The 24,548-nt window shown below is 63.9% G+C and carries 26 protein-coding genes, 1 tRNA gene and 1 pseudogene; 10 read left to right on the forward strand and 18 right to left on the reverse strand.

Annotated features, from left to right (window positions below; genetic code table 11):
* Positions 1-22: 22 nt before the first annotated feature.
* The 3 genes from IVA79_RS26750 to IVA79_RS26760 all read right to left on the reverse strand — a co-directional run bounded on the left by IVA79_RS26750 (position 23) and on the right by IVA79_RS26760 (position 2,073).
* Positions 23-583, reverse strand: coding sequence for a nuclear transport factor 2 family protein (locus IVA79_RS26750; protein ID WP_247558595.1), 561 nt, complete (start codon positions 581-583; stop codon positions 23-25).
* Positions 584-682: 99 nt separating this feature from the next.
* Positions 683-1,018, reverse strand: coding sequence for a hypothetical protein (locus IVA79_RS26755; protein WP_247558598.1), 336 nt, complete (start codon positions 1,016-1,018; stop codon positions 683-685).
* A gap of 110 nt (positions 1,019-1,128) precedes the next feature.
* Positions 1,129-2,073, reverse strand: a complete 945-nt coding sequence (locus IVA79_RS26760) for an AEC family transporter (protein ID WP_247558600.1) — start codon at positions 2,071-2,073, stop codon at positions 1,129-1,131.
* A gap of 361 nt (positions 2,074-2,434) precedes the next feature.
* Between IVA79_RS26760 and IVA79_RS26765 the strand changes: the two genes are divergently transcribed.
* Both IVA79_RS26765 and IVA79_RS26770 read left to right on the forward strand, forming a co-directional pair.
* The gene (locus IVA79_RS26765) at positions 2,435-2,779 is read left to right on the forward strand and encodes a hypothetical protein (RefSeq protein ID WP_247558602.1); all 345 of its coding nucleotides are present in this window, start codon (positions 2,435-2,437) and stop codon (positions 2,777-2,779) included.
* A 365-nt stretch (positions 2,780-3,144) separates the two neighbouring features.
* Complete coding sequence (locus IVA79_RS26770) at positions 3,145-3,822, forward strand: ParA family protein (protein ID WP_200457091.1); 678 nt, start codon at positions 3,145-3,147, stop codon at positions 3,820-3,822.
* Between the two features lie 79 nt (positions 3,823-3,901).
* Here IVA79_RS26770 and IVA79_RS26775 read toward each other — a convergent pair whose 3' ends face one another.
* The 5 genes and pseudogenes from IVA79_RS26775 to trxB form a co-directional block, all read right to left on the reverse strand.
* Positions 3,902-4,066: a hypothetical protein gene (locus IVA79_RS26775; protein ID WP_247558604.1), complete on the reverse strand. Its 165-nt coding sequence runs from the start codon at positions 4,064-4,066 to the stop codon at positions 3,902-3,904.
* Positions 4,067-4,198: 132 nt separating this feature from the next.
* Positions 4,199-4,351, reverse strand: a complete 153-nt coding sequence (locus IVA79_RS26780; RefSeq protein ID WP_247558607.1) for a hypothetical protein — start codon at positions 4,349-4,351, stop codon at positions 4,199-4,201.
* 190 nt (positions 4,352-4,541) lie between these two features.
* A pseudogene (locus tag IVA79_RS26785) lies at positions 4,542-5,449 on the reverse strand (4-hydroxy-tetrahydrodipicolinate synthase).
* A 462-nt stretch (positions 5,450-5,911) separates the two neighbouring features.
* Positions 5,912-6,835, reverse strand: coding sequence for a LysR family transcriptional regulator (locus tag IVA79_RS26790; RefSeq protein WP_063197141.1), 924 nt, complete (start codon positions 6,833-6,835; stop codon positions 5,912-5,914).
* A 5-nt stretch (positions 6,836-6,840) separates the two neighbouring features.
* Complete coding sequence (gene trxB / locus IVA79_RS26795) at positions 6,841-7,806, reverse strand: thioredoxin-disulfide reductase (RefSeq protein ID WP_247558609.1); 966 nt, start codon at positions 7,804-7,806, stop codon at positions 6,841-6,843.
* A 265-nt stretch (positions 7,807-8,071) separates the two neighbouring features.
* Here trxB and IVA79_RS26800 point away from each other — a divergent pair, with 265 nt between their 5' ends.
* Complete coding sequence (locus IVA79_RS26800) at positions 8,072-8,551, forward strand: Lrp/AsnC family transcriptional regulator (protein WP_247558611.1); 480 nt, start codon at positions 8,072-8,074, stop codon at positions 8,549-8,551.
* Positions 8,552-8,879: 328 nt separating this feature from the next.
* Here IVA79_RS26800 and greA read toward each other — a convergent pair whose 3' ends face one another.
* The 3 genes from greA to IVA79_RS26815 form a co-directional block, all read right to left on the reverse strand.
* Positions 8,880-9,353 carry a transcription elongation factor GreA gene (greA, locus tag IVA79_RS26805; RefSeq protein ID WP_018643807.1) on the reverse strand — a complete coding sequence of 158 codons (474 nt, stop codon included), beginning with the start codon at positions 9,351-9,353 and terminating at the stop codon, positions 8,880-8,882.
* Between the two features lie 208 nt (positions 9,354-9,561).
* Complete coding sequence (carB, locus tag IVA79_RS26810) at positions 9,562-13,026, reverse strand: carbamoyl-phosphate synthase large subunit (protein WP_247558613.1); 3,465 nt, start codon at positions 13,024-13,026, stop codon at positions 9,562-9,564.
* 144 nt (positions 13,027-13,170) lie between these two features.
* Complete coding sequence (locus IVA79_RS26815) at positions 13,171-14,340, reverse strand: MFS transporter (RefSeq protein ID WP_247558615.1); 1,170 nt, start codon at positions 14,338-14,340, stop codon at positions 13,171-13,173.
* Between the two features lie 112 nt (positions 14,341-14,452).
* On the opposite strand from IVA79_RS26815, the gene IVA79_RS26820 reads away from it, so the two are divergent.
* The gene (locus tag IVA79_RS26820) at positions 14,453-14,824 is read left to right on the forward strand and encodes a helix-turn-helix transcriptional regulator (protein ID WP_247558617.1); all 372 of its coding nucleotides are present in this window, start codon (positions 14,453-14,455) and stop codon (positions 14,822-14,824) included.
* A 92-nt stretch (positions 14,825-14,916) separates the two neighbouring features.
* Here the strand turns inward: IVA79_RS26820 and IVA79_RS26825 are convergent.
* Positions 14,917-14,992, reverse strand: a tRNA-OTHER gene (locus IVA79_RS26825).
* Positions 14,993-15,046: 54 nt separating this feature from the next.
* Positions 15,047-15,748 carry a class I SAM-dependent methyltransferase gene (locus IVA79_RS26830; RefSeq protein WP_247558620.1) on the reverse strand — a complete coding sequence of 234 codons (702 nt, stop codon included), beginning with the start codon at positions 15,746-15,748 and terminating at the stop codon, positions 15,047-15,049.
* A 114-nt stretch (positions 15,749-15,862) separates the two neighbouring features.
* Between IVA79_RS26830 and IVA79_RS26835 the strand changes: the two genes are divergently transcribed.
* Positions 15,863-16,387, forward strand: a complete 525-nt coding sequence (locus IVA79_RS26835; protein WP_247558622.1) for a DNA starvation/stationary phase protection protein — start codon at positions 15,863-15,865, stop codon at positions 16,385-16,387.
* 160 nt (positions 16,388-16,547) lie between these two features.
* Here IVA79_RS26835 and IVA79_RS26840 read toward each other — a convergent pair whose 3' ends face one another.
* Positions 16,548-17,069 (reverse strand): cupin domain-containing protein, encoded by a 522-nt coding sequence (locus tag IVA79_RS26840; RefSeq protein WP_247558624.1) that lies wholly within the window; start codon positions 17,067-17,069, stop codon positions 16,548-16,550.
* Between the two features lie 216 nt (positions 17,070-17,285).
* The gene (carA, locus tag IVA79_RS26845; RefSeq protein WP_247558626.1) at positions 17,286-18,476 is read right to left on the reverse strand and encodes a glutamine-hydrolyzing carbamoyl-phosphate synthase small subunit; all 1,191 of its coding nucleotides are present in this window, start codon (positions 18,474-18,476) and stop codon (positions 17,286-17,288) included.
* Positions 18,477-18,704: 228 nt separating this feature from the next.
* Between carA and IVA79_RS26850 the strand changes: the two genes are divergently transcribed.
* The 5 genes from IVA79_RS26850 (at position 18,705) to IVA79_RS26870 (ending at position 23,041) form a co-directional block, all read left to right on the forward strand.
* Entirely contained in the window at positions 18,705-19,160 is a 456-nt protein-coding gene (locus tag IVA79_RS26850; protein ID WP_247558629.1) for a GatB/YqeY domain-containing protein, read from the forward strand.
* Between the two features lie 88 nt (positions 19,161-19,248).
* The gene (locus tag IVA79_RS26855; RefSeq protein ID WP_247558631.1) at positions 19,249-20,388 is read left to right on the forward strand and encodes an epoxide hydrolase family protein; all 1,140 of its coding nucleotides are present in this window, start codon (positions 19,249-19,251) and stop codon (positions 20,386-20,388) included.
* 8 nt (positions 20,389-20,396) lie between these two features.
* Positions 20,397-22,007, forward strand: a complete 1,611-nt coding sequence (locus IVA79_RS26860) for an acyl-CoA synthetase (protein ID WP_247558633.1) — start codon at positions 20,397-20,399, stop codon at positions 22,005-22,007.
* 9 nt (positions 22,008-22,016) lie between these two features.
* Positions 22,017-22,484, forward strand: coding sequence for a MarR family transcriptional regulator (locus tag IVA79_RS26865; RefSeq protein WP_247558635.1), 468 nt, complete (start codon positions 22,017-22,019; stop codon positions 22,482-22,484).
* 113 nt (positions 22,485-22,597) lie between these two features.
* Positions 22,598-23,041 (forward strand): hypothetical protein, encoded by a 444-nt coding sequence (locus IVA79_RS26870; protein ID WP_247558637.1) that lies wholly within the window; start codon positions 22,598-22,600, stop codon positions 23,039-23,041.
* A 128-nt stretch (positions 23,042-23,169) separates the two neighbouring features.
* On the opposite strand, the gene IVA79_RS26875 is transcribed toward IVA79_RS26870, so the two are convergent.
* The 3 genes from IVA79_RS26875 to IVA79_RS26885 are packed head-to-tail and all read right to left on the reverse strand — an operon-like array spanning position 23,170 to position 24,456.
* A complete protein-coding gene (locus IVA79_RS26875) occupies positions 23,170-23,682 on the reverse strand; it encodes an SRPBCC family protein (protein ID WP_247558639.1) in 513 nt (170 codons plus the stop codon).
* Positions 23,682-24,149, reverse strand: coding sequence for an SRPBCC family protein (locus IVA79_RS26880; protein WP_247558642.1), 468 nt, complete (start codon positions 24,147-24,149; stop codon positions 23,682-23,684). The genes IVA79_RS26875 and IVA79_RS26880 overlap by 1 nt, the downstream gene beginning before the upstream one ends.
* The gene (locus IVA79_RS26885; protein ID WP_247558679.1) at positions 24,142-24,456 is read right to left on the reverse strand and encodes a metalloregulator ArsR/SmtB family transcription factor; all 315 of its coding nucleotides are present in this window, start codon (positions 24,454-24,456) and stop codon (positions 24,142-24,144) included. The genes IVA79_RS26880 and IVA79_RS26885 overlap by 8 nt, the downstream gene beginning before the upstream one ends.
* Positions 24,457-24,548 lie beyond the last annotated feature (92 nt).

The following is a 24,548-nucleotide window of genomic DNA, read 5'->3' on the forward strand; positions in this document are numbered from 1 at the left end:
TTCAATCCGACCCCATCCCGCGTCAGGAAATCATCGCCTTGATCTGCGCCGTATCCGCAAACTCGATCAACTCCGCGATCTTGCCGTCCTGAAACCTGAACAAGTCCAGGATCTCGGTGCTGACCGTTTTTCCGGTCGGGTGGTGTCGCACGACGACGCGGGAGTGGACGGCGACGCGATCGCCGTCGACCAGCTCGGCCAGGATCTCGCGGCCTTCGAAGCCGAAGCCGGCGATCAATTGACCGAAAGCTTCGCGCAGGGTCGGGTGGCCCTGCATGCTTCCCGCGAGTTCGAGCGCGTTCTTGTTGCCCATCAAGGTGAACGCGCCCTCTGGATGAAAAGCAGTCACCAGGCTCTCGGCGTCACCACCGTCGCGCGCGGCGTAGGCGGCCCTAATCGATGCGAGCATGTCTTCCCGCTGTCCCATGTCACCCTCCCTGCAATATGTGTCAGGGCAGCCTAGCGACCTTTGCGTGTAAAGGCAAAATCCTCGGGACAATGGTGCAAGGCTCGTCCCGCCACCACCCACACCACCACCGGCAGCAGCCGCCAGCAGCGTCTCCAGCGCCACCGCGCCCGACACCGGGTTCACCGGCCGCTGGTACAGAAGTACGCGTTCGCGCCGCGGCCCCCACGCCAATCGCGATGCGGTGCAACGGGCGCCTTAGGGCGATTCCTCGTCTCAATGATCGCCCAGGATACGAACAAGCTCCGCTTCCAGCTTCAAGCCGGGCGATTGTTTTGCAAAACCCGTGCAGGATGTGGTTGAGCCATCGACCGAGTGGCCCGACACGACGATGTCGATCTCATCCAATCCGAAGACACCGGGCGGCCCGGGCGTCACGCGTCGGGCGGAAAGACTGGCTTTGAAGTGCCCGCCTTCCTGCGTCCAATGTCCCGCATAGGCAAACGTGGAATCGCCGCCGCTCAGTTTTCCGTCAGGGCCGAACTCGACGACCCCGGCGCCTTCGCCAACCGGCGTTTTGAACCAGACCGAATATTTGCCCGGGGTGATCAATCAGGTCCACCATCTCAACGGGTATCCAGCTTGAGTTGAGCCAGACCAAAATGGCTATCGAGTGGCAGGCGCTCGGGAGGCGCTGAGCAGATGGCATGGGATCTCCAGAGCTACCTGGATCCTGCCACCACCCACACCACCACCGGCAACGTCACCGCCGCGAGCAGCGTCCCCAGCGCGACCGCGCCTGACACCGGGTTCACCAGCCGCTGATACTGCACCGCGAAGATGTAGGAATTGGCCCCGGTCGGCATCGCCGCGAACAGCACGATCACGCCGGCCGCCAGCGGCGGCAGGTCGAGCAGCTTTGCCAGCACGAACGCGGCCGCCGGCATCGCCAGCAGTTTGAGCGCACACATCACAAGAATGCTCAGCTTCTCGCCCTTCACCTCGAAGCGAAACAGGTTGATGCCGAGTGCGATCAGCGCCGTCGGCGAGCCCGCCTGCGCCAAGAGCTCGATGGTGCGGTCGACGACGGGCGTGAGGCCGAGGCCGGTGAAGCGCCAGATCACGCCAAAGCCGATCGCCAGCATCAGCGGGTTGCGGGCGAGATCCGTCAGCACGGGCCGGATCACCGACAGCGCCGAGCCGGTCCGCTTGCGGCTGACCAGCTCCATTTGCAGGATGCCGCAGAGCCAGAGCAGCGGCGTGTTCACCGACAGGATCAGCGCCATCGGTCCTGCGGCCTCATTGCCGAGCGCCGAGAGCACGAGCGGAATGCCGAGCATCACGATGTTGCCGTAGACCGAGCCAATCGCGAACACGACGCCGTCCTGGCGCTCCTCGCGCCGCGCGCGCAGCAGCGCCGAGATCGCCAGCGCGGCGATCCAGATGATGGCGAGCGCGCCATAATAGGCGCCCCACATCCTGACAGGGCTGACGTCGGGGAATTCCGAGACGACGATGGTGCGGAAGAGCAGGGCGGGAATCGCGATGCTGAAGGCGAATTCGCTGATGCCCTTGTGCGCGCTCTCCGAGACGAAGCGAAACAGCACCGCGGCATAGCCGGCCGCGATCAGCGCAAACACCGGCGCGACGATCAGCAACGTGGCCATGCATCCCTCACCACACGGGGATCCCGGCCGACCACCCACGCGCATTCCCTGATGCTGTCATCATGCCCTTGTTTTGCCCGACGTGTCAAATCGGACTTCGCCAAATCCTAAGAAATGAAACGATGAGGGATTGCCGTGGCTTGGCTACTGTGCATGGGGTTGTTTTCGCGTTTTTGTTGGCTGGCTGCCGAAGGGGGCTGCACGCCGCTTCGCCTTGGGGGAACGGCAGACCGTCGGGCTGGTGCCGGGCCGGCCGCCCTGTTGCCGAGACCGCACAGCGTCCGGCTTTCGCATCCCCCTCGGTTGCCAACGAACCGCCGTTCACCCACTATTCCCTCCTGTTCGACATTTGGGGGAATCGATGCCGGCGCTTCGCTTCAAGACATCCTTGGCTGCTGCCACCCTCGGGCTGGCCCTGGCCGTGCTGATTCAGCCCGGCGCCGGCTTCGCCTACACCCAGGAGGAGCAGCAGGCCTGCACGCCGGATGCGATGCGGCTGTGCGGCGAGTTCGTGCCGAACGTCGATGCCATCACCGCCTGCATGATCAAGAAGAAGGCGCAACTCTCGCCGCAATGCCGGGTGTTCTTCCGCCCCGGACCCGAGCCGGGCGAGATGCGCGCCGGCAAGCCGACGAAGATCGCGCCCAAAACCGCGAAGAAGACCGCCAAGCCTGCGGCCAAGAAGAAAAAGACCAGCGACGGCTGAGCGCGGGGCTGTCAGCGTTCCTTTTGCGAAACTTCTTGAGGTAACGGACTCCTTTTGTTCGCGCAGCTGGCGTGAGGCTTTACGAAGACGCCGTGCAAGCACGACGGAAAAGAAGTCGAATGCGGGGTTGCGCGGCGAGGTTGCATTCCGCTTTATCCCGAACGACTGCTCAGAAAACGCACACACGCTCGCGCACACACGTTTTCATTGCAGTTCGTGTCGCGCCTCGCACATCGCAGTGTGACTCAAAAGCCAGCACGCCTTGTTATTTCGTGACCCAAGCGCAACTCTCGATAAATTTATCTTTCACGAATCAGCGTGGTGATTCATTTTCGCGGCCTGGGGTCAATCTGGAGGCCGAAGGTATGAACGTTATTGTTTTTGCATCGCGTAAAGGCGGCTCGGGCAAGAGTACCCTAGCCGCACATCTCGCCGCGCAGATCAAGGCGAGCAAGCAGGTCATGCTCGTGGACGCGGACCCGCAGGGCTCGCTCACGCTGTGGCACAAGCTGCGTGGCACCAACGAGCCGCCGATCAAGGCGGCCGTGAACTCCGTCAGCGGCATCGTCTCCGCTGCCAAGCGCGACGGCTATGAATGGGTGTTGATCGACACGCCGCCGAACCTGTCGGCCGTGGTCGACGACGCGATCCGCAACGCGACGATGGTCGTGATTCCCGCGCGCCCCGGCGTGTTCGACGTCAACGCGGTGCAGGAAACGATCCAGATGTGCCGCGCGGCGCGTAAGCCCTACGCGGTCGTGCTCAACGGTGCGCCGGCCAAACGCGACGAAGCCGAAAGCCCGATCGTCACCATCGCCCGCGAAGCGCTGGCCAAATTCCGGGCTCCGGTGTGGGGCGGCCAGATCACCAACCGTTCGGATCTCCTGATGGCGCTGAGCCATGGCGAGGGCGCGCGGGAGTACCAGGCCGAGAGCCGTGCGGCTCAGGAAATCGCAAGGCTGTGGGCCGCGATCGAGCGTTCAGTGAAGGCTATTCGCGGCACGGCGTCGGCATCCGGCGCAATGCACAAGCAGGCTGCTTAATTTTCATTATTCATTTCCCCGGACGAAAAACGCGCGGACAAGCCGCGCGTTTTGCGTTTCCGGGATCGGTGGAAATGAGCTACGCCACCATCAACATGTAGAACACGATGACCGGCGACAGCGTCAGGATCACCGACCAGATGCCGACGGCCCAGAGAATGTCCTCGGTGGTAAAGCTCTGCTCGGTGGACAGCTTCTCGTATCCGGCGTCGAAATGCGACGCCATTTCATTATGACTATTCACAAACGCCCCCGCGATTTCTTCGCTTATGGGCGTGAACGATACGCGCGATGTTTTAAAATTCCGGCTTGCAATCCCGCTCGCATTTTGAGCGCATTTGCGACCTCCGCTTAACCATCCGCGCGAACAGCCGCCTCAGGCGAGCCAGACCCGAAACAGCAGCACCGGCATCAGGCCGAGCATCACCGCCCAGAACCCGAACGACGATACGACGAGAATTCCCTTCAAGAGATCGGTCGGCGCGAACTGGCTCGCGGCCGTAGCCCGGGTGCGATGCCCCATGGTCATTCCCCCTTCGAGAAGCTTTGGAGGACAACGATAGGCATCAGAGCGTAAACGAGGCGTGGACGCGCCATGCGGCGGGTGCGAAGGGCATTGGGGTCCGGTTAACCACAGGACTCGCGGAAGCTCCCCCTCACCCGGAATTTGCGTGCGCAAATTCCGGCCTCTCCCCGCACGCGGGGAGAGGCGAAGAAAGCTACGCCGCGACCTTCGTCCGTCGCTCGATCTCGCGATCGATCGTGGCCGCGGCTCGCTGCTGACCTCCACCATCGGCAGGCGCACTTCGGGGCTGTCGATGAGGCCGCATCGCCACAGCCAGTACTTGGCCGGGGCCGGGCTCGGCTCGGTGAACAACAGCCGCGTCAAACCAGCGACCTCCTGCCAGCGCGCCAGCGCCGCGTCGTGGTTGCCGCGCTTCATCTCGGCATACACGGCCGCAAACGTCGCGGTCTCGACATGGGCGGACAGCACGATGCCGCCGTCGGCGCCGTCACCGAGCGCCTCGAAATAGTTCGCGTCCTCGCCGGTGAGCACGCGAAAGTCCTTCGGCCGGTCGCGCAGCAGCGCGATCGATTGCTCGCGGCTCGCGCCGCAATCCTTCAAGCCCACGATGTTGTTGTGCTCGGCGAGCCGCAGCATGGTCTGGTTGGTGATGTTCACCGAGGTGCGATAGGGAATGTTGTAGAGCGCGAGCGGCCAGGCGGCGTGATCGGCGAGCGTCTCGAAATGCGCCAGCAGCCCGCGTTGCGAGGGCCGCACATAATAAGGGCTGGCGATCAGATAACCGTCGATCGGCCAGTCCGCGGTCTCGTCGAGACGTTCCTTCAGCCGCGCGGTGTCGGCGCCTGACAGCCCGAGGCAGACCGGAAGGTTGCGGCGGCCGGCCGCCATCTCGTCGCGCACGATGGCAACGAGACGTTCGAGCTCGGCCCCGCGCAGCGTCATGCCTTCACCGGAGGTGGCCCCCAGGATGAAGCCGTCGATGCCTTGCGCGCTGTAGTGCCGCGTCAGCCGCCGCAGCGACTTCTCGTCCAGCGCGCCGCCCTGAAACGGCGTCACCAGCGGCAGCCACAGCCCGTGCAAATGATCTTCAAGTCCGGTCATGTTTCCATCTCCTTCTCGGGAAAAAGCCTGAGACGGAGGGCACATGAAAAAACCCCGTCCAGGCGGCGGGGTTTTCGGGATTTGCAGCGATGACGAAGCTTAGCTAGCGCGCGCAAAAATCCGAGGCCCCGGGATGGGGGCCTTTTTTCGAGGCGTTGGCCTTGAACGAGATTGCGCACGACTTCGTGATCATCGGCAAATGATGCGGGGTATGCGTGGAACTGTCAATACACGCGGAAGGCGAAGGTCGATTTGAACGAAAAAAAGCCGGGCCCAAAGAGCCCGGCTTAAGGTATTGGCCACGTGAGGCCGACACAATCACCTTCCAAGAGGGATTACTGAACTCCCGCGCCACTGGAGGAGGGGGACAAATGCGCAACGCGAAGGCTCAGCGTGCAAACAGTATGGGCTTGACGAGCGGCCTGCAGCAACAGCCGAGGCCGCATGTCAGTCATGCGGAAATCAGGACGGCCAGCGCTGCGCCTTGCTGACCACGAAGTCGCGGAACACCTGCACGCGTGCCACCGTCTTCAATTCCTCGGGATAGACAAAATACGTGTCGAGCTGGATCGAATCCGACTCGCCGAACAGCTGCACGAGTTTGCTCTGTTCCTCGACGAGGTAGTCGGGCAGCGCGGCGATGCCGAGGCCCTGCTGACAGGCGCGTACCAGACCGAGGATGTTGTTCACCCTGAAATAGGCTTCGCGCGGACCCGAGCCGTTGCGCCCGGCTTCGACCAGCCAGTTACGGTTCTGCAGATGCGGCGCAAAGTTGCCGTCGGCGAGCGTGATGATGCGGTGGGAATCGAGCTCCTCCAGCGTGCGCGGTGTGCCGAAGCGCTTGATGTATTCCGGTGAGCAATAGGCGTGGAAGCCCATCGCGAACAGCTTGCGCTGGATCAGATCCGGCTGCGTCGGCTTGCGGGTGCGGATGGCGACGTCCGCCTCGCGCATCGACAGATCGAGCTCCTCGTCGGTGACGATCAGCGAGATGCGGATCTCGGGATAAAGCGCGGTGAACTCGCCGAGCCGGGGGATCAGCCAGTTGATGCCGACACCGGGCGTGGTGGTGATCTTGAGGTCACCGCTCGGCCGCTCGCGGCTGTCGGTGAGTTTCGCGCGCGCCGCCTGCAGCTGCATGAACACGTCATGCGCGGTGCGGAACAACAAATCGCCCTGCTCGGTGAGGATCAGGCCGCGGGCATGGCGATGGAACAGCGAGACCGAAAGCTCCTGCTCCAGCGCCGAGACCTGGCGCGACACCGCCGATTGCGACAGGCCGAGCTGCTCGCCCGCATGCGTGAAGCTGCCAGCTTCCGCCGCTGCGTGAAACACCTTCAGCTTGTCCCAGTCCATATCCGTAAATCCGTCGCGTGTTCGAGGCATGATGTCTATTCCGCTGCTGCGCGCTCGCTGGCGCGCATGGCCAAGAAACGTTCGGCCTCGAGCGCTGCCATGCAGCCGAGGCCTGCGGCCGTCACGGCCTGGCGATAAGTCTCGTCGGCGACGTCGCCGGCGGCGAACAGGCCGGGCATCGAGGTGGCGGTCGAGTTCGGGGCGACCTCGACATAGCCCGAGGGTTTCAGCTTGATCTGGTCTTTCACGAGCTCGGTCGCCGGCGCATGGCCGATGGCGATGAAGATGCCGTCGGTCTTCACGTCCGTCAGTGCGCCTGTCTTGACGTTCTTCAGGCGGACATGGGTGACCTTGTTCGGGTTCTCGGTGCCGCAGATCTCGTCGACCGCGGAGTCCCAGATCACCTTGATCTTCGGGTGCCTGAACAGCCGCTCCTGCAGGATGCGCTCGGCGCGGAAGTGATCGCGGCGGTGCACGATGGTGACCTGCGAGGCATGGTTGGTGAGGTACAGCGCTTCCTCGACCGCAGTATTGCCGCCGCCGACCACCACGACGTCCTTGTTGCGGTAGAAAAAGCCGTCGCAGGTGGCGCAGGCCGACACACCGCCGCCTTGGAACTTCACTTCGGACGGCAATCCGAGCCAGCGCGCTTGCGCGCCGGTGGCGAGGATCACGGTATCGGCGAGATAGACGTCGCCCGAGTCGCAGATGAGGCGGAACGGCCGGTGCGCCGTCTCCAGCTTGGTGACGAGATCGGAGACGATCCTGGTGCCGACATGGACCGCCTGCTTCTCCATCTGCTCCATCAGCCAAGGGCCCTGGATCACGTCGGCGAAGCCCGGATAGTTCTCGACGTCGGTGGTGATGGTGAGCTGGCCACCGGCCTGGATGCCCTGGATCAGGATCGGCTCCAGCATCGCGCGCGCGGCGTAGATTGCCGCGGTGTAACCGGCGGGGCCGGAGCCGATAATGACGACCTTTGCATGAACAGGAGCGGACATTTCGATGGACGCCTTTCACGGGGGATTTGCAGCGCGGGCGCGTAACGGGCCGGGAGGCCTCGCGGAGGCGCTGAAATATCAGAGCTAATCTAAGCCTTCTGGTGAGCCATGCAAGAATTGCATTCCCTGTCGGCGGATTTTTCCAACAGGGAACAAAAGTCCCTTGCGCTGCGCGCGCAATAAAATTGCGCTAAGGTTGCGGACTGGCTATGAGGATTGCGAGAAACCCACCAATACAGCCGTAAAGGCCAGGAGTTCCAATCACGTGTCGCGGAACCTAGACGAGATCGACCTGAAGATTCTCACCGAGATTCAGGCCGACGGTCGAATCACGAATGTCGAGCTGGCCAAGCGTGTCGGCATCTCCCCGCCGCCCTGCCTGCGCCGCGTTCGGGCGCTGGAGGAGGAGGGCTACATCCACGGCTATCGGGGCCTGCTGGACGCCCGCAAGCTCGGCTTCGACGTCACCGTGTTCGCCGCGGTGCACCTGTCCAGCCAGGCCGAGGCGGATTTGCGCGCGTTCGAGGCGTTCGTCCGTGCCGAGCCCTTGGTGCGGGAGTGCTGGATGCTGTCGGGCGAGGTCGATTTCATCCTGAAATGCGTCGCCCCTGACATGGCGACCTTCCAGGATTTCGTCACGCATCTGACGGCGGCGCCCCACGTGCGCAATGTGCGGACATCGCTGGTGCTGCATAATTCGAAGTATGAGGCGGCCGTTCCGCTGGATGTGAAGGCGCGGCGGTAGATTCGCTCTGTCGTGCCCAGGACGCGGCGCAGCACGAAGTGATGCGCTGCTGAGCCGGGCCCATCTCACGGCACACCGTGTTGCCTTCTGGATCCCGGCTCTGCGCAGCAACGCTACGCGTTGCAGCGCGTCGGGGACATGAGAGTGAGGGCCCTGCATCAACACCGTCATTGCGAGGAGCCCTTGCGACGAAGCAATCTAGTGTCTCCGCGGAGGGATTCTGGATTGCGTCGCTGCGCTCGCAATGACCACTCACGCAGGCAATATGCCGAAACAAAAAGGCCGCGCATTGCGCGGCCTTTTTAAACATCATCGCGCCGGAAAGTTCTTACCGCCACTCCACCTTGGTGATCTCATACGCCTTGGCGCCGCCGGGTGCATTGACCTCGACGGTCGAGCCCTTCTTCTTACCGATCAGCGCGCGCGCGAGCGGCGAGGTGATGGAGATGCGGCCCTTCTTGGCGTCGGCCTCGACCTCGCCGACGATCTGCCACACCGTCTTCTTTTCGGTGTCCTCGTCGACCAAGGTCACTGTGGCGCCGAACTTGATGGTGTCGCCGGAGAGCTTGGAAATATCGATGATGTCGGCGCGCGCGAGCTTGTCCTCAAGCTCGGCGATGCGGCCTTCATTGTGGGACTGCTCTTCCTTCGCGGCATGATACTCCGCATTCTCCGACAGGTCTCCGTGCGAGCGCGCCTCGGCGATATGCTCGATGATCCGCGGACGATCTTCCGACTGGCGCTTCTTCAATTCTTCCCCGAGCGCGACAAAGCCGGCCTGGGTCATCGGAACCTTTTCCATCTCTTCTCTCGTCCTTCAGCTGCGCGCCCCCGAAGACCGAGGGCGCGGCAACCTTGATTCGTCGGTATTCCCGGGGCTGAACACGCGCCCGCCGGGATGTTATGTGGGTCTGGCGCCGGAACAGAACCACCACCTGGCCGGATCAGTTCCTCCGGCCATTGTGGCTTCCTTGCCAATCACTTAGCGGAAGCTTTGCTGCCGCTAGCGATCAGGTTTCCGAAAAGTAGCTCTGCAGGGTACGAACCTCAAGGTCCCCGCCCAGATAGGCGCGGATGCCCTGCGCGGCCGCCACGGCCCCGGAAAGAGTGGTGTAATACGGCACTTTATGCAAGAGGGCCGCGCGCCGCAGCGAACGGCTGTCGGCCAGCGCCTGCGGGCCTTCGGTGGTGTTGAAGACGAGTTGGACGTCGCCATTGGTGATGGCGTCGACGATGTGCGGCCGGCCCTCCAGCACCTTGTTCACCTTCTCGGTCGGGATGCCCTGATCGGTCAGGAAGCGCTGCGTGCCCGAGGTTGCCAGCACCTTGAAGCCGAGTGAATGCAATTCGCGAACCGCTTCGGCGATACGCGTCTTGTCGCTCTCACGCACCGAGACGAACACCGTGCCCTTGCGCGGCACCCGCGTGCCCCCGCCGAGCTGGCTCTTGGCAAACGCCACCGCAAACGAGCCGTCGATGCCCATGACCTCGCCGGTCGAGCGCATCTCGGGGCCGAGCACCGTGTCGACGCCGGGGAAGCGCGCGAACGGAAAGACCGATTCCTTGACGCCGACATGCTTGAGCTGCGCCTCCTTCAATTTGAAGTCGGCGAGCTTCTCGCCGGCCATGATGCGCGCGGCGATCTTCGCGACCGGCGTGCCGACCACCTTGGCAACGAAGGGCACGGTACGCGAGGCGCGCGGATTGACCTCGAGCACGTAGATCTCGCTATCCTTGATGGCGTATTGCACGTTCATCAGGCCGACCACGTCGAGGCCGAGCGCGAGCTCGCGGGTCTGCCGCTCCAGCTCCTCGATCATCTCAGGCTCGAGCGAGTGCGGCGGCAGCGAGCAGGCGCTGTCGCCGGAATGGATGCCGGCTTCCTCGATGTGCTCCATGATGCCGACGATGAAGGTGTCCTTGCCATCGCAGAGGCAGTCGACGTCGATCTCGGTGGCATCAGACAGATAGCGGTCGAACAGCAGCGGGTTCTTGCCGAGCACGGTGTTGATCTGCCCGGTCTTGTCGTTCGGATAGCGCGCCTTGACGTCGGCCGGCACCAGCTCCGGCAGCGTGCCGAGCAGATAGTCGTTGAGCTGGTTCTCCTCGCGGATGATCTGCATCGCGCGGCCGCCGAGCACGTAGGACGGACGTACCACCAGCGGCAGGCCGAGATCGGCGGAGACGAGCCTTGCCTGCTCGACCGAATAGGCGATGCCGTTCTTCGGCTGCTTGAGGCGAAGCTTGTCGAGCACGCGCTTGAAGCGGTCGCGGTCCTCGGCAAGGTCGATGGCATCAGGCGAGGTGCCGAGGATCGGCACTTCGGCAGCCTCCAGCGCGCGCGCCAGCTTCAGCGGGGTCTGGCCGCCGAACTGCACGATCACGCCATGCAGCGTGCCCTTGCGGCGCTCCGTGGCGATGATCTCCAGCACGTCCTCGGCGGTGAGCGGCTCGAAATAGAGCCGGTCGGCGGTGTCGTAGTCGGTCGACACCGTCTCCGGGTTGCAGTTGACCATGATGGATTCATAGCCGGCGTCATGCAGCGCGAAGCAGGCGTGACAGCAGCAATAGTCGAACTCGATGCCCTGGCCGATGCGGTTCGGCCCGCCGCCGAGAATGATGACCTTCTTCTTGTCGGACGGCGCGCTCTCGTCCGCCGGCGCGCCCGCAAACGGCGCCTCATAGGTCGAATACATGTAGGCGGTGGGCGAGGCGAATTCGGCCGCGCAGGTGTCGATGCGCTTGTAGACGGGGCGGACGCCGAGCGCGTGGCGCTTTGCGGTGACCTCGGCCTCCGTCGTCTCGGCGAGCACCGCGAGGCGCGCGTCGGAGAAGCCCATGGCCTTGAGCGTGCGCATGCCGAAGGCGTTGACGGGCAGGCCGTTCTTGCGAACCTTCTCCTCCATGTCGACGATGCCGCGCATCTCGCCGAGGAACCACGGATCGATCTTGCAGGAGTTGAAAATGTCGTCGTTCGACCAGCCGAGCCGCATGGCCTGGGCGACCTGGAGCAGCCGGTTCGGCGTCGGCGTGCCGAGCGCGGCGCGGATCGCGTTCTTGTCGTCGTGCTGGCCGAGACCCTCGATCTCGATCTCGTCGAGGCCGGTGAGGCCGGTCTCGAGACCGCGCAGTGCCTTCTGGAGGCTTTCCTGGAAGGTGCGACCGATCGCCATGACTTCGCCGACCGACTTCATCGACGTCGTCAGCGTGGTCGATGCGCCGGGGAATTTCTCGAAGGCGAAGCGCGGCACCTTGGTGACGACGTAGTCGATGGTCGGCTCGAACGAGGCGGGCGTGGCGCCGCCGGTGATGTCGTTGGCGATCTCGTCGAGCGTGTAGCCGACCGCGAGCTTGGCGGCGACCTTGGCGATCGGAAAGCCGGTGGCCTTCGACGCGAGCGCGGAGGAACGTGACACGCGCGGGTTCATCTCGATGACGACCATGCGGCCGTCCTCGGGATTGACGCCGAACTGCACGTTGGAGCCGCCGGTCTCGACCCCGATCTCGCGCAGCACCGCCAGCGAGGCGTCGCGCATGATCTGGTATTCCTTGTCGGTCAGCGTCAGCGCCGGCGCCACCGTGATGGAATCGCCGGTGTGCACGCCCATCGGATCGAGGTTCTCGATCGAGCAGACGATGATGCAATTGTCCTTCTTGTCGCGCACCACCTCCATCTCGTACTCTTTCCAGCCGAGCACGGATTCTTCGATCAGCACTTCGTTGGTCGGAGATGCATCGAGGCCGCGCTCGATGATGTCGAGGAACTCTTCCTTGTTGTAGGCGATGCCGCCGCCGGTACCGCCCATCGTGAAGGAGGGGCGGATGATCGCGGGCAGGCCGATCTCGGACAGCGCCATCATCGCTTGGCCGAATGCGTATTCCTGGTAGCGCTTGCGACGCTCGCTCTCGCCCAGCGTCCACTGCCGGTCGTGCTCTTCGAGAGCTGCGCCCGACAGCTTCGCACGTTCAGCCTGGTGCTTGTCGCGGAACGACTTCTTCAGCTCGGAGGCGTTGGCGAGCCGCGACTTCGGCGTCTCGAGCCCGATCTTGGTCATGGCCTCGCGGAAAAGCTGGCGGTCCTCCGCCTTGTCGATGGCGTCGGCGGTGGCGCCGATCATCTCGACGTCGAACTTCTCCAGCGTGCCCTGCCGGCGCAGCGACAGCGCGCAGTTCAGCGCGGTCTGTCCGCCCATCGTCGGCAGCAGCGCGAAGCCGCCGGGAATGACGTGACGTTCCTTCTCGATGATCTTGGCGACGATCTCGGGCGTGATCGGCTCGATATAGGTCGCATCGGCCAATTCCGGGTCGGTCATGATGGTGGCCGGATTGGAATTGACGAGGACGATGCGATAGCCCTCTTCCTTCAGCGTCTTCACCGCTTGCGTGCCCGAATAGTCGAACTCGCAGGCCTGGCCGATCACGATGGGACCGGCGCCGATGATCAGGATGGTGGTGATGTCTGTACGTTTGGGCATCAACTCTCGCCGAAGTGGAATTTGGGCACAAAAAAAGGGCGCGCTTGCCGCGCGTCCCCTGAAGCCGAGAGCGCGGGGGTCTCCCTCGCGCGCGGGTGGGTCTTAGACCAGTTTTTGGGGCGGCGAAACCCCGAAAAACGCCCATCAACCGGCAATTTTGACCGGTTTTGGCCGGGCCTGCCAGCCGCGGGCAAGATGCACCAGAAGGGCTGCCGAAATGCTCAACCCGCCGACCCAGCCGAGATCTGCCGGGCTCCAACCTGCAAGCACGGCGCCGCCCAAGGCGCCGCCGATGGCGAAGCCGAGATACATGGCCGAGGCATTGAGGGAGAGCGCAACCATCGAGGCCTGCGGGTCGATCCGGATGATGCTGGCGACCTGGGCCGGATAGAACGCCCAGCCCGCGATGCCCCAGAGGAAGATCGGGCCCAGGATCGCATAATGTGCCTGGCCCGGGAGAAATTTCAGCACCAGCGAATGCAGGAAAAGCGCGCTGGCCATGCCGGTCAGGCCGAGCGCCGCCGTGACGATGGTGCCCAGCCTGTCGGCCAAAAGGCCGCCGAGCATGTTCCCGATCGCGGCGGCGGCGCCGAACACCAGCAGGGCAAGGCTGATTTGCGAAGCATCGAAGCCAAGGCCGCGCAACGGGACCGCGAAATAGGTGAACAGGGTGAAGGCGCCGAGCGCCCATAAAATCGTGATCAGAAGCGCGGCCAGGACATGGCCGTGGCGCGCCACCGCCAGCCGTTCGCCGAGCGAAGCTGTGTTTCGCGGCAGTCCGCGGGGCAGGCCGAGCAGGAGGCCCGCGAGCGCAACGGCGCTGATCAGGGCCACCATGGCAAAGGTTGCGCGCCAGCCGAGCAGGCTGCCGACGAGATTGCCGAGGGGAACGCCGATGACGGTCGCAATCGTAAGCCCCGACGTGACCAGCGCCACCGCGCGGCCGCGTCTTTCAGGGGCGGCGACGGCGACCGATACCGCGAGCGCCGTCGGCATGCACAGTCCGGAGCCCAGCGCCATCAGCATGCGCGAGGCCAGCAGCAGCGCGTAGTTGGAGGCCACCATGGCCGCGAGGTTTCCGGCGATGAAGGTCGTCAACGCCAGGGCCAGCACGGTGCGACGGTCGATATTGTTCAGCGTCACCGCCAGGATCGGTGAGCCCACGGCATAGGTGAGAGCGTAGGCTGTGACCAATTGGCCGGCGGCGGGGACCGAGATCGCGAGGTCGGAGGCGATCGACGGTAAAAGACCTGCAATCACAAAGCCTTCCGTGCCGATCGCGAAGGCCGCCAAGGCCAGCCAGAATACGCTCATGAGAGCAATCCTTATGTTCAACGTTTATTGAACTATCGAACGCGACGGTCTCGGTGTCAATTGGTTCAAGAACTATTGAACATTACGGCCACTTCGCTATGATTCCCGGATCATGAGCCGCACACCTCTCCATCCGACCCGCGAGCAGATCGAGCTGCCGATGGTGCTGGATTGCCTGAGCGATCCGATCCGATTGGCGATCGTCTACCAGCTCGCGCAGCAGGAACGTGTCAGCAGCGAGCTGTGCTGCGGCGACTTCTACGCGCTCAGCGGCAAGTCCAACCTCGCCTATCACTTCGCCAAGCTGCGCGAATGCGGCCTGATGCAGACGCGTGTGGCGGGCACCAACCGCTTCATGCGGCTGCGCCGCGAGGATCTGGATGCGCGCTTTCCCGGCCTGCTCGATGCCGTGATCAAATCGGCGGCCAGGGATGCCGAGCGGCTTCAGCTACTGCCGGCGTGTGATGTGGTTGAGGCAGGTTGAAGCGAGATTTTGCTTCGTGGGGGCAGTCGAAGCGTGCCTGGCTTCGCTACGGAAGGGCATGCCGAGCCGAAGCTGGCGGAGCCAGCGAAGGCTGGAGACCCGGCCTGGATTTGAACCAGGATGTAGAGCGTTGCACCGCCCTCGCGTAGACGCTTCCGCCACCGGGCCGCGGCGATCATGTCCGATTGCAGTGCGACAAGCTACAACGGCTAATTGTTATGCTTAACGAACCAGAGGCGGCCGCGCGATGAAGGTCATGCGCCAGCGATTGTGGCCGATATTGGTGTGGGCGCGCTGGACCGCGAACCCGGCCGCCCTCAGCTTGGCGGTGATCTCCTCCTCGCTGTAGCGCTGCAGACCGATGCGTGTGCGCAGCTGACGGTAATCCGACAGCGCGGTGCTGATCAGCCCGATCAGCGCGTCCTTCAGGAAGCCGTGGCGCAGGCCGAAGCCGAGCAGCGCCATGACGTCCCTGAACATGCCGACATTGGGCTGGAGGATGTCGCCCAGCACCAGCTTGCCGGAGGGCTTCAGGATACGGTGGATGTTGAGCAGCGCGGCATCGAGCTCGTCCGGCGCCATGTATTGCGCGACCGAGTTCATCACCACGAGGTCGATCGACTGGTCCTGCATCTTGCGGACGTCGTCGAGCGAGCGGACTCGGATCCTGGTGTTCGGGGCAAATCGCGCGATCAGCCGGCCACGCACGCCGGGCGCAGGCTCGGCCAGGATCAGCTTGCCGCAGCGAGCAGCCACCTGGCTCGCCGACAGCGCCTCGCCGCAGGCATAGTCCAGCACCGTCGCATCCGGCGAGGAGATGTAGCCGATGATGTCCCGCGCGATGATCTGGAAGTGCAAGTCGCGATGCAGCTTGCTGACATAGATCGTATGCGTGGAGTCGTAATAATCGATCCAATCGTCCATGGTATTCGAGGGTCCCGGCCCAACGGTTCCGCTAACGGAACCGGCGCTGTCCGCCTTGCGTTAGGGGTGCGACGGCGCGCCGTCAATGTCCGCGTCCTAACAGGAAGGTCTCCCGTGAGCAAAACCAACAACAAGGTCTCCCCCGATCTCGATATACCGACCGATCTGGCGCCCGACGGGGCCAGGAAGGTCTCGGAGGCGCTCAACGTGCTTCTGGCCGACGCCTTCGCGCTGTATCTGAAGACCAAGAACTTCCATTGGCACATCAGCGGGCGGCACTTCCGCGACTACCATCTGCTGCTCGACGAGCAGTCGGACCAGATCTTCGCCACCACCGACCAGCTTGCCGAGCGCGTCCGCAAGATCGGCGGCACCACGCTGAAGTCGATCGGCCAGGTCGCAAAGCTCCAGACCATCAAGGACAACAACGAGGACTACGTCCCGCCGCGCGAGATGCTGCGCGAGCTGATGCAGGACAACAAGCACGTCGCAGCGGCGATGCGCAAAGCGCACGACGTTTGCGACGACGCCGGCGATGTCGCCAGCGCCAGCATCCTGGAAAACTTCATCGACGAGACCGAGCGCCGCACCTGGTTCCTGTTCGAGGCCACGCGGCAGGAAGGCGGCAACGAGGCGTAAAGGAATGCGTAGGGTGGGTTAGCGCTGCGGCTGCGCGAAGCGCGGTCGCAGAGCGTAACCCACCACTTGTCTATCCGCGGAGACAGAAGAGGTGGGTTACGCCCTGCGGTCTGCGCTACGCGCACTCCGCAGTGCTAACCCTACGGCACCGTGCTTTTGTCTACCGCCACAGCCTCATCATCGCCCCGTCCTTCCCCGTCACGGGATCGGCCGGCGGCAGCGCGACTTGCGGAATCGTGTTCAGCGCCATGGCATGGTTCTCCGGCGTCGCCCTCGTGATCTCCATCTTCGCGCCCGGCGGATACGCCCCGATCACGCAGAAATCATCGCTCGCCTTGATGCATTGATGCCCCGTGCCGGCGGGCAGGATCGCGACGTCGCCGGCCTTGATCTGAAACTCCTGGCCATGATCGCCGCCGAAACGGACGCGGGCGCTGCCGCGCGCGACGCCGAGCACCTCATGCACCGTCGCGTGATAATGCAGATAGTCGAACACGCCGTTACGCCACGTGCCGCCCCAGCCGTTCGCTTCGAACAGGTTTTCGATGGTCGCTTCCGGGCGCTTCGGATCGAGCGTCACCGCGCCCTGGTAGACCAGGAACGGACGGATGTTGTTCGGCACGAGCCCGTCATCCTCGAACACGATGGCGAGCGGCTCGGCATGGTCGCGGACCACGGACATGATGGGCTCCGGCTGCACAAGATGCCGAGACAACATTCAATCGTGTGGGGGCGTTCCTCGACAGGTCTCATGTCCCGGACGCGATGCAGCGTGAAACGCTGCTTCGCCGAGCCGGGACCCAGAGTGCCGCGAGCCATGGGCCCCGGTTCAGCAGCGCGTCACGCCGCGAAGGCGGCGTGCTGCACTGCGCCCGGGGCACGCAGGAGATAGCGCGCCTTACGCGCTCTTCTTCTGCCGCATCAGGTCGGCGAAGCGCTGGAACAGATAGTGCGAGTCGCGCGGGCCGGGTGAGGCCTCGGGGTGGTACTGCACCGAGAACACCGGCTTGCCGTCGAGCTGGATGCCGCAATTGGAGCCGTCGAACAGCGAGATGTGGGTCTGCGTCGCGCCCTTCGGCAGCGTCGTCTCGTCCACGGCGAAGCCGTGGTTCATTGAGGTGATCTCGACCTTGCCGGTGGTCTCGTCCTTCACAGGGTGATTGGCGCCGTGATGGCCCTGATGCATCTTCTTAGTTCTGGCGCCGACGGCGAGCCCAAGCATCTGGTGTCCGAGACAGATGCCGAAGGTCGGCGTGCCCGACTTGATCACGTCCCGGATCACAGGCACGGCATATTTGCCGGTCGCGGCTGGATCGCCCGGACCGTTGGACAGGAACACGCCGTCCGGCTTCATCGCCAAAATGTCCTCGGACGAGGTCGTCGCCGGCACCACCGTCACCTTGCAGCCGACGCCGGCGAGCAGGCGCAAAATGTTGCGCTTGATGCCGTAGTCGATGGCGACGACGTTGAACTCCGGCTTGTCCTGCCGGCCAAAACCCTTGTCCCACAACCAGGGCGTCTCGTCCCAGGTGAAGCGCTGGCCAGAGGTGACCATCGGCACGAGGTCCATGCCTTCGAGGCCCGGCCATTCGCGCGCTTCTTCCTTGAGGCCATGCAGGTCGAACTCGCCGTCCTTCGCGTGCGCGATCACGGCATTGGGCATGCCCTTGCTGCGGATCAGCGCGGTCAGCGCGCGGGTGTCGATGCCGGAGAGGCCGATGATGCCGCGCGCCTTCAGCCACTGGTCGAGGTGCTTGGTGGCGCGGTAGTTCGAGGGATCGGTGATCGCGGTGCGCAGGATCACGCCGCGCGCACCGGGCGTTGCCGCCATGTTCACCGTCTCGATGTCGTCCTCGTTGGTGCCGACATTGCCGATATGCGGGAAGGTGAAGGTGATGAGCTGGCCGGCATAGGAGGGATCGGTGAGGATTTCCTCATAGCCGGTCATCGCGGTGTTGAAGCAGACTTCACCGACGGCGTGGCCTTCGGCGCCGAGACCAAAGCCTTCGAGCACCGTGCCGTCGGCAAGCACGAGGAGCGCGGTCGGTTTATGGTCCGGCCAGGCGGGATCGTTGTCATGTTGTGTCATGAGCGCGCTTCATAGTCCCCGCAGGCGCCGCCGTCAAAGCGGGAGAGGCCCGATTCACATGCGTTTTTGCATATTTGACAGGGCGACTTCAGGCACTTAGGTCGGAACAGGCAATTTTGCGCCATTTTGGCGCCCGGCAAGGAAACAATGAACCGGTGCCGGCTCCGGTATGGCCTCTTGCCCGCGAACGGCTTAGATCAGGCGCGACAGATTGAGAGGATCACGATCATGCTGCGCGACGACATCAACAATGCGGTCAAGGAGGCCATGAAGGCCAAGGACGAGCGCAAGCTGTCCACGCTGCGCATGGTCAACTCGACCATCAAGAACGCCGACATCGACGCCCGCGGCAGCGGCAAGCCGCCGCTGTCGGACGCCGACCTGCTCGGTGTGCTCCAGAAGATGATCAAGCAGCGCCAGGAGGCGGTCGAGCTCTACGACAAGGGCGGCCGCGCCGAGCTCGCAGCCCAGGAGCGCGAGGAGATCGCCGTGATCTCGGCGTACTTGCCGAAGCAGATGGCCGACGACGAGGTCAAGAAGGCGATCGCGGACGCGATCGCCGAGACCGGCGCTGCCGGCATGAAGGACATGGGCAAGGTGATCGCGGTGCTGCGGACGAAGTACGCGGGACAAATGGACTTTGGCAAGGCGAGCGGCCTGGTGAAGGCGGCACTGTCGGGCTAGCTCCTCCCCCTCCAGGGAAGGAAGGGCACCTTTTGTCACGGCGCTAATTCAGTCTACTCTCCCGACAGAAACAATCGGGAGCCAACCGATGACCGGCGCCGTCAAACCGTTCCGCATCGCCATCAGCGACGACATCCTCACCGACCTCAAGTCGCGCCTTGCGCGCACGCGCTGGCCGGAGGCGGAGCTGGTTGACGACTGGAGCCAGGGCGCGCCGCTGCAATGGATCCGGGAGATCTGCGCCTACTGGGCGAGCGAATACGATTGGCGCGCGCGCGAGGACAAGCTCAATCGCTTCGCGCAGTTCACCACCGAGATCGACGGGCTCGACATCCACTTCATCCACGTGCGCTCGAAGGAGCCGTCCGCACTGCCGCTGATCATTACCCATGGCTGGCCCGGCTCGATCGTCGAATTCCAGAAGGTGATCGCGCCGCTGGTCGATCCCGCCGCGCATGGCGGCAATCCCGCGGATGCGTTTCATGTCGTCTGTCCCTCGCTCCCGGGCTTCGGCTTCTCGGCCAAACCCAAAGAGACCGGCTGGGGCGTCGACCGCATCGCCGCGACCTGGGCCAAGCTGATGGACCGGCTCGGCTATATCAGTTACGGCGCGCAAGGCGGCGACTGGGGATCGGCGGTGACGAGCTCGCTCGGCGCGCAAGATGCCGAGCATTGCGCCGGCATCCACATCACGCTCGCCTTCAACGCGGCACCGAAGGTCGAGGGCGAGCCGACGGCGCAGGAGAAGCGCGCGCTCGCCGGCCTCAAGCACTATGTCGATCTTGACACCGGCTATTCGAAACAGCAGTCGACCCGGCCGCAGACGCTCGGCTATGGCCTGACGGATTCGCCGAGCGGGCAGGCGGCCTGGATTTTGGAAAAATTCTGGGCCTGGACCGATTGCAACGGGCACCCCGAGAACATCTTCAGCAAGGACGAGCTGCTCGACAACGTCATGCTCTATTGGGCGACGGAGACGGCGACCTCCTCGGCGCGGCTCTATTGGGAAAGCTTTGGCAAGCGCCGCACCACGCCGGTCGTCAAAGTGCCGACCGGGGTGGCCGCCTTCCCCAAGGAGATCATCACGCCGGTGCGGCGCTGGATGGAGCCGAACTTCCACAACATCACGCACTGGAGCGAGATGGAGAAGGGCGGCCATTTCGCCGCCTTCGAGCAGCCGGAGCTGTTCGTGCGCGATGTCCGCAAGTTTTTCGCGACGGTGCGGTAGGATCAGCCATGCTCACAGAAGCCGCAACCTACGACGAACTCGTCCGCAATTTCCGCTGGGACATCCCGGCGCGCTTCAACATGGCGGAAGCCTGCTGCGATCGCCATGCCGACGGCACCGGCCAGCTCGCGCTGATCTATGTCGACGAGAACGGCGCGACCAGCCGCACCTGCTTCGACGAGGTCGCCGAGATGTCGCGCCGCTTCGCCAATGCGCTGAAGGCGGACGGGCTCGTGCGTGGCGATCGTGTCGCGGTGTTCCTGTCGCAATCGCTGGAATTGCCGATCGCGCATATGGCAGCGTTCCGCTCCGGTCTGATTTCGATCCCGCTGTTCGCGCTGTTCGGCGAGGACGCGCTGGAATTCCGCCTGTCGAATTCGCAAGCGAGGGCCATCGTCACCGATGAGGCGGGCTGGGAGAAACTCACGAAGATCCGCGATCGGTTGCCCTATTTGCAAGACATCTATGTCACGAGCAGCGCCGTCCACGCCGGCGCAAAGCCGTTCTGGTCAGCGATCGAAGCCGCATCCGAGGACTTCGCGACCGTCGACACCTCCGCGGACGATCCCGCGTTGATCATCTATACCTCGGGCACGACAGGAAATCCCAAAGGCGCGCTGCACGCGCATCGCGTGGTGCTCGGCCATCTCCCGAACGTCGAGATGTGTCATAACTTCTTACCCAGGCCCGGCGACCTCATGTGGACGCCGGCGGACTGGGCCTGGATCGGCGGCCTCATCAACGGCCTGCTCGCGTTCTGGTACCACGGCATCCCCCTGGTCGGCCATCGTGCGCGAAAGTTCGAGCCGCAGGCGGCGATGCAGATGATGGCCGACCTCGGCGTGCGCAACGTGTTCCTGCCGCCGACCGCGCTGAAGCTGATGCGGCAGGCCGGCGTGAAGCATCCGGGTGTCAAGCTGCGCAGCATTTTTACGGGCGGCGAGTCTCTCGGCGGCGAATTGCTGGGCTGGGTGCGCGAGACCTTCGGCATCGACGCGCATGAAGTGTTCGGCCAGACCGAGTGCAATCTCGTGATCGGGAGCAACTCCAATTTGTTTCCGATCCGCCCAGGCGCGATGGGCAAGGCGACGCCGGGCTTCGACGTCCGCATCGTCAACGACAAGGGCGAGGAATTGCCCCGCGGACAGCGCGGCATCATCGGCGTGCGCCAGCCGTGCCCGGTCACCATGCTCGAATATTGGCGCAATCCCGAGGCGACGGCGAAGAAATATGCCGGCGAGTTCCTGCTCACCGGCGATCTCGGCGTGCAGGACGAGGACGGCTATTTCTGGTATGTCAGCCGCGAGGACGACGTCATCACCACCGCCGGCTATCGCGTCGGTCCATCCGAGATCGAGCACACGCTGATGAAGCATCCCTCGGTGGCCATGGCCGCGGTGGTCGGTATTCCCGATCCGATCCGCACCGAATCGATCAAGGCCTGGATCGTGCTGCGCCCCGGCTTTGCCGGCACCGACGCGCTGGCGCGCGAAATCCAGGAGTTCGTCAAGGTGCAGCTCGCCGCGCACGAATATCCACGCTTCGTGGAGTTCACCGAGACGCTGCCGATGACGGCGACGGGCAAGGTGCTGCGGCGCGAGCTGCGGGCGAGGGGCTGACTTCCGACGATGACAAAGACGTCTCAAGCCGCGGGACTTCACCGCGCCTCATTGACCAAGCTGCACGATCTCGATGCGGCGCTCGAGCTCATGTATTACGGCTGGCGCGGCATGACGCTGGAGGCCGACGCATATCTTGCCAAGCAGGGCCTGTCGCGCCCGCACCACCGTATCCTCTACGTGGTGGCGCGGCGGCCCGATATCGCGATCGGCGCGTTGCTCGAGGTTCTCGGCATTTCCAAGCAAGCTCTCAGCCGGCCGCTCAACCTGCTGCTGGAACGCAAGCTCGTGGCGTCGAAGCGCGCGCCGGAGCAGCATCGCTCCAAGCTGCTGCGCCTGACGGAAGCCGGGCGCCGCATCGAGCAGCGCGCCTCGGACCACGAGCGCAAGGTCCTGCGCGAGGCCTTCGATCGCGCCGGCGCGTCGGGTGCGGCGGCATGGATGGCCGTCATGGAGGCGATCGCCGACCACAATTGACCAAATCTCAAGTCAATATAGTTGACATGAGATGCCGGCTTTGCCACTTTCCTCGCCGACGAGCGAGCGGAGGGCCGTGCCATGAGCGGCGGACCCTGTTACGGAAAATAGCCATGCGCCTTTCGAATATCGTTCTGCTCTTCAACACGCTCTGGTTCGTCGGCGCCTTTGTTCAGTTCAGCATCGCCCAACGCAACACGCTGAAGATCTTGCTGCCGCGGGAAGAGCGCGGCAATCCGATCGCGCCGACCCTGGCGGCCAGCGTTGCGTTTCTGGGCGCAATGAATCTGCCGATCGGGCTGTTGTCGCTGTATCTCCTGGCCGTGCGTCCGTCCGTCTTCCAGCCGGTCGAGGCGCAGATCGTGCTGTTCCTGTTCTTCTCCGCCTGCCATTTCAGCCAGTTCGTCTACAATCTTCCGGTGTTGATGCGCGGCGGACGGGTCGGGGTCGCGTACTGGCCGGTGCTGAAGGGCCCGATGCTGAGGATCTTCGTCATCGACGCGGGTCTGTTCGCGGCCAATCTCGCAGTGGCGCTTTTGCTGGTGTTGCGCCCCTGACAAATAAGGCGCGGCAGTGCCGTAGGGTGGGCAAAGCGCAAGCGTGCCCACGCGTCTGTTGCTGTGTCGGACAGGTCGTGGGCACGGCGCAAGTGCGCCTTTGCCCACCCTACGATAGTTCCGAACGCCTACGGCGTCTTGATCCCCATCGCCTTCAGCGCATCCAGCATCTTCGCTGGCGGGGACATCTTGATCTGCGGCGCCTTGCCCGTCTCTAGCAGGCTCTTCAATCCGGAGAGGATCGCCGGCCAGCCGGTGCGGCCTCCGGAAAGGATGTCGTCGCTGAGCTCGCGGTCGTGGCGTTCGCTCATGGTGAGGCGGACCGCTTCGCCGGCGGGCTCGATCTCGTAAGTGACGAGCGTGGTGCCGAGCTTTTCCACGAGATCGGGCCAATTGACGTTCCAGCTCACCGTGAGCTTCCTCGGCGGCACGTGCTCGAACACTTCGCCCGAGATGTGCTCGGACCCATCAGGTGCGCGCACGATGAAATTGCCGCCGAGTTTCGGCTCCATCTCAACGGCAAAGCCGGAGAAGTACTGCTTGCTGAAGTCGGCGGAGGTCAGCGCGTCCCACACCTTCTCCGGCGTCGAGGCGATGTAGATGGTGTATATGGTCAGTGGCTTGAATTGATCGATATTCATCACGCAAATCCTTCGATGTCGAGCGCGGCGGGCGGGATCGTCGGCGCCTTGCCGGTTTCGAGCAGGCTCTTGAGCCCGGAGAGAATGGCGGGCCAGCCCTTGGAGATGCCGTCGAGCAGCTTGCTGCCTGTGGTGAAGCCTTCGTGGGTCACCGTCAGCTTTACGAGATTGCCGTAGGGCGCCAAAGTGAAGACGACTTTCGTCGCCGCCTCGTTCCGCATCTCCTCCATCAGCTCGTGCTTGAACGTGTAGGAAAGCCGCCGCGGCCGATCGGCCTCGAGGATCTCGCCGGTGTCCGTGATCTTGCCGCCCATCACGAGGGCAAGGGGCGAGCCGACCTTCCAGTCGGACCTGACTTCGGTGTCGAACCAGTACTGGCGCGTGAACTCGCTGTCGGTCAGCGCCTCCCACAGCTTTTCCGGCGTGGTCTCGATATAGGTCACGTAGACGAATTCCGGCTTACTCATCGCGCTTCTCCAACTGACGTTTCAACTCGCCGAGCGCGGCGAGCTTGCCGCGCTCGAATTTCTTGATCCAGCGTTCACCGATCTGATGGATCGGCACCGGGTTGAGGTAGTGCAGCTTCTCGCGGCCATGCCTGATGGCGGTGACCAGATTGGCCTCCTCCAGAATCGCAAGGTGCTTGGTCACGGCCTGCCGCGTCATCGCAAGGCCCTCGCAGAGCTCGTTCAGCGTCTGGCCGTTCCTGGCGTGAAGCCGGTCCAGCAGCGAGCGTCGTGATGCATCGGCCAGCGCTTTGAAGACCTCATTCATGGCAAGCATAATAGGCAACCAAATGGTTGCGTGTCAAGGCGGATCTTTGGCGCGCGCAATCGGCCATGCTAGCTTCGACGCTCAGCCAACGC

Origin of the sequence: Bradyrhizobium sp. 138, assembly GCF_023074075.1 — a bacterium.
Classification (GTDB): domain Bacteria; phylum Pseudomonadota; class Alphaproteobacteria; order Rhizobiales; family Xanthobacteraceae; genus Bradyrhizobium.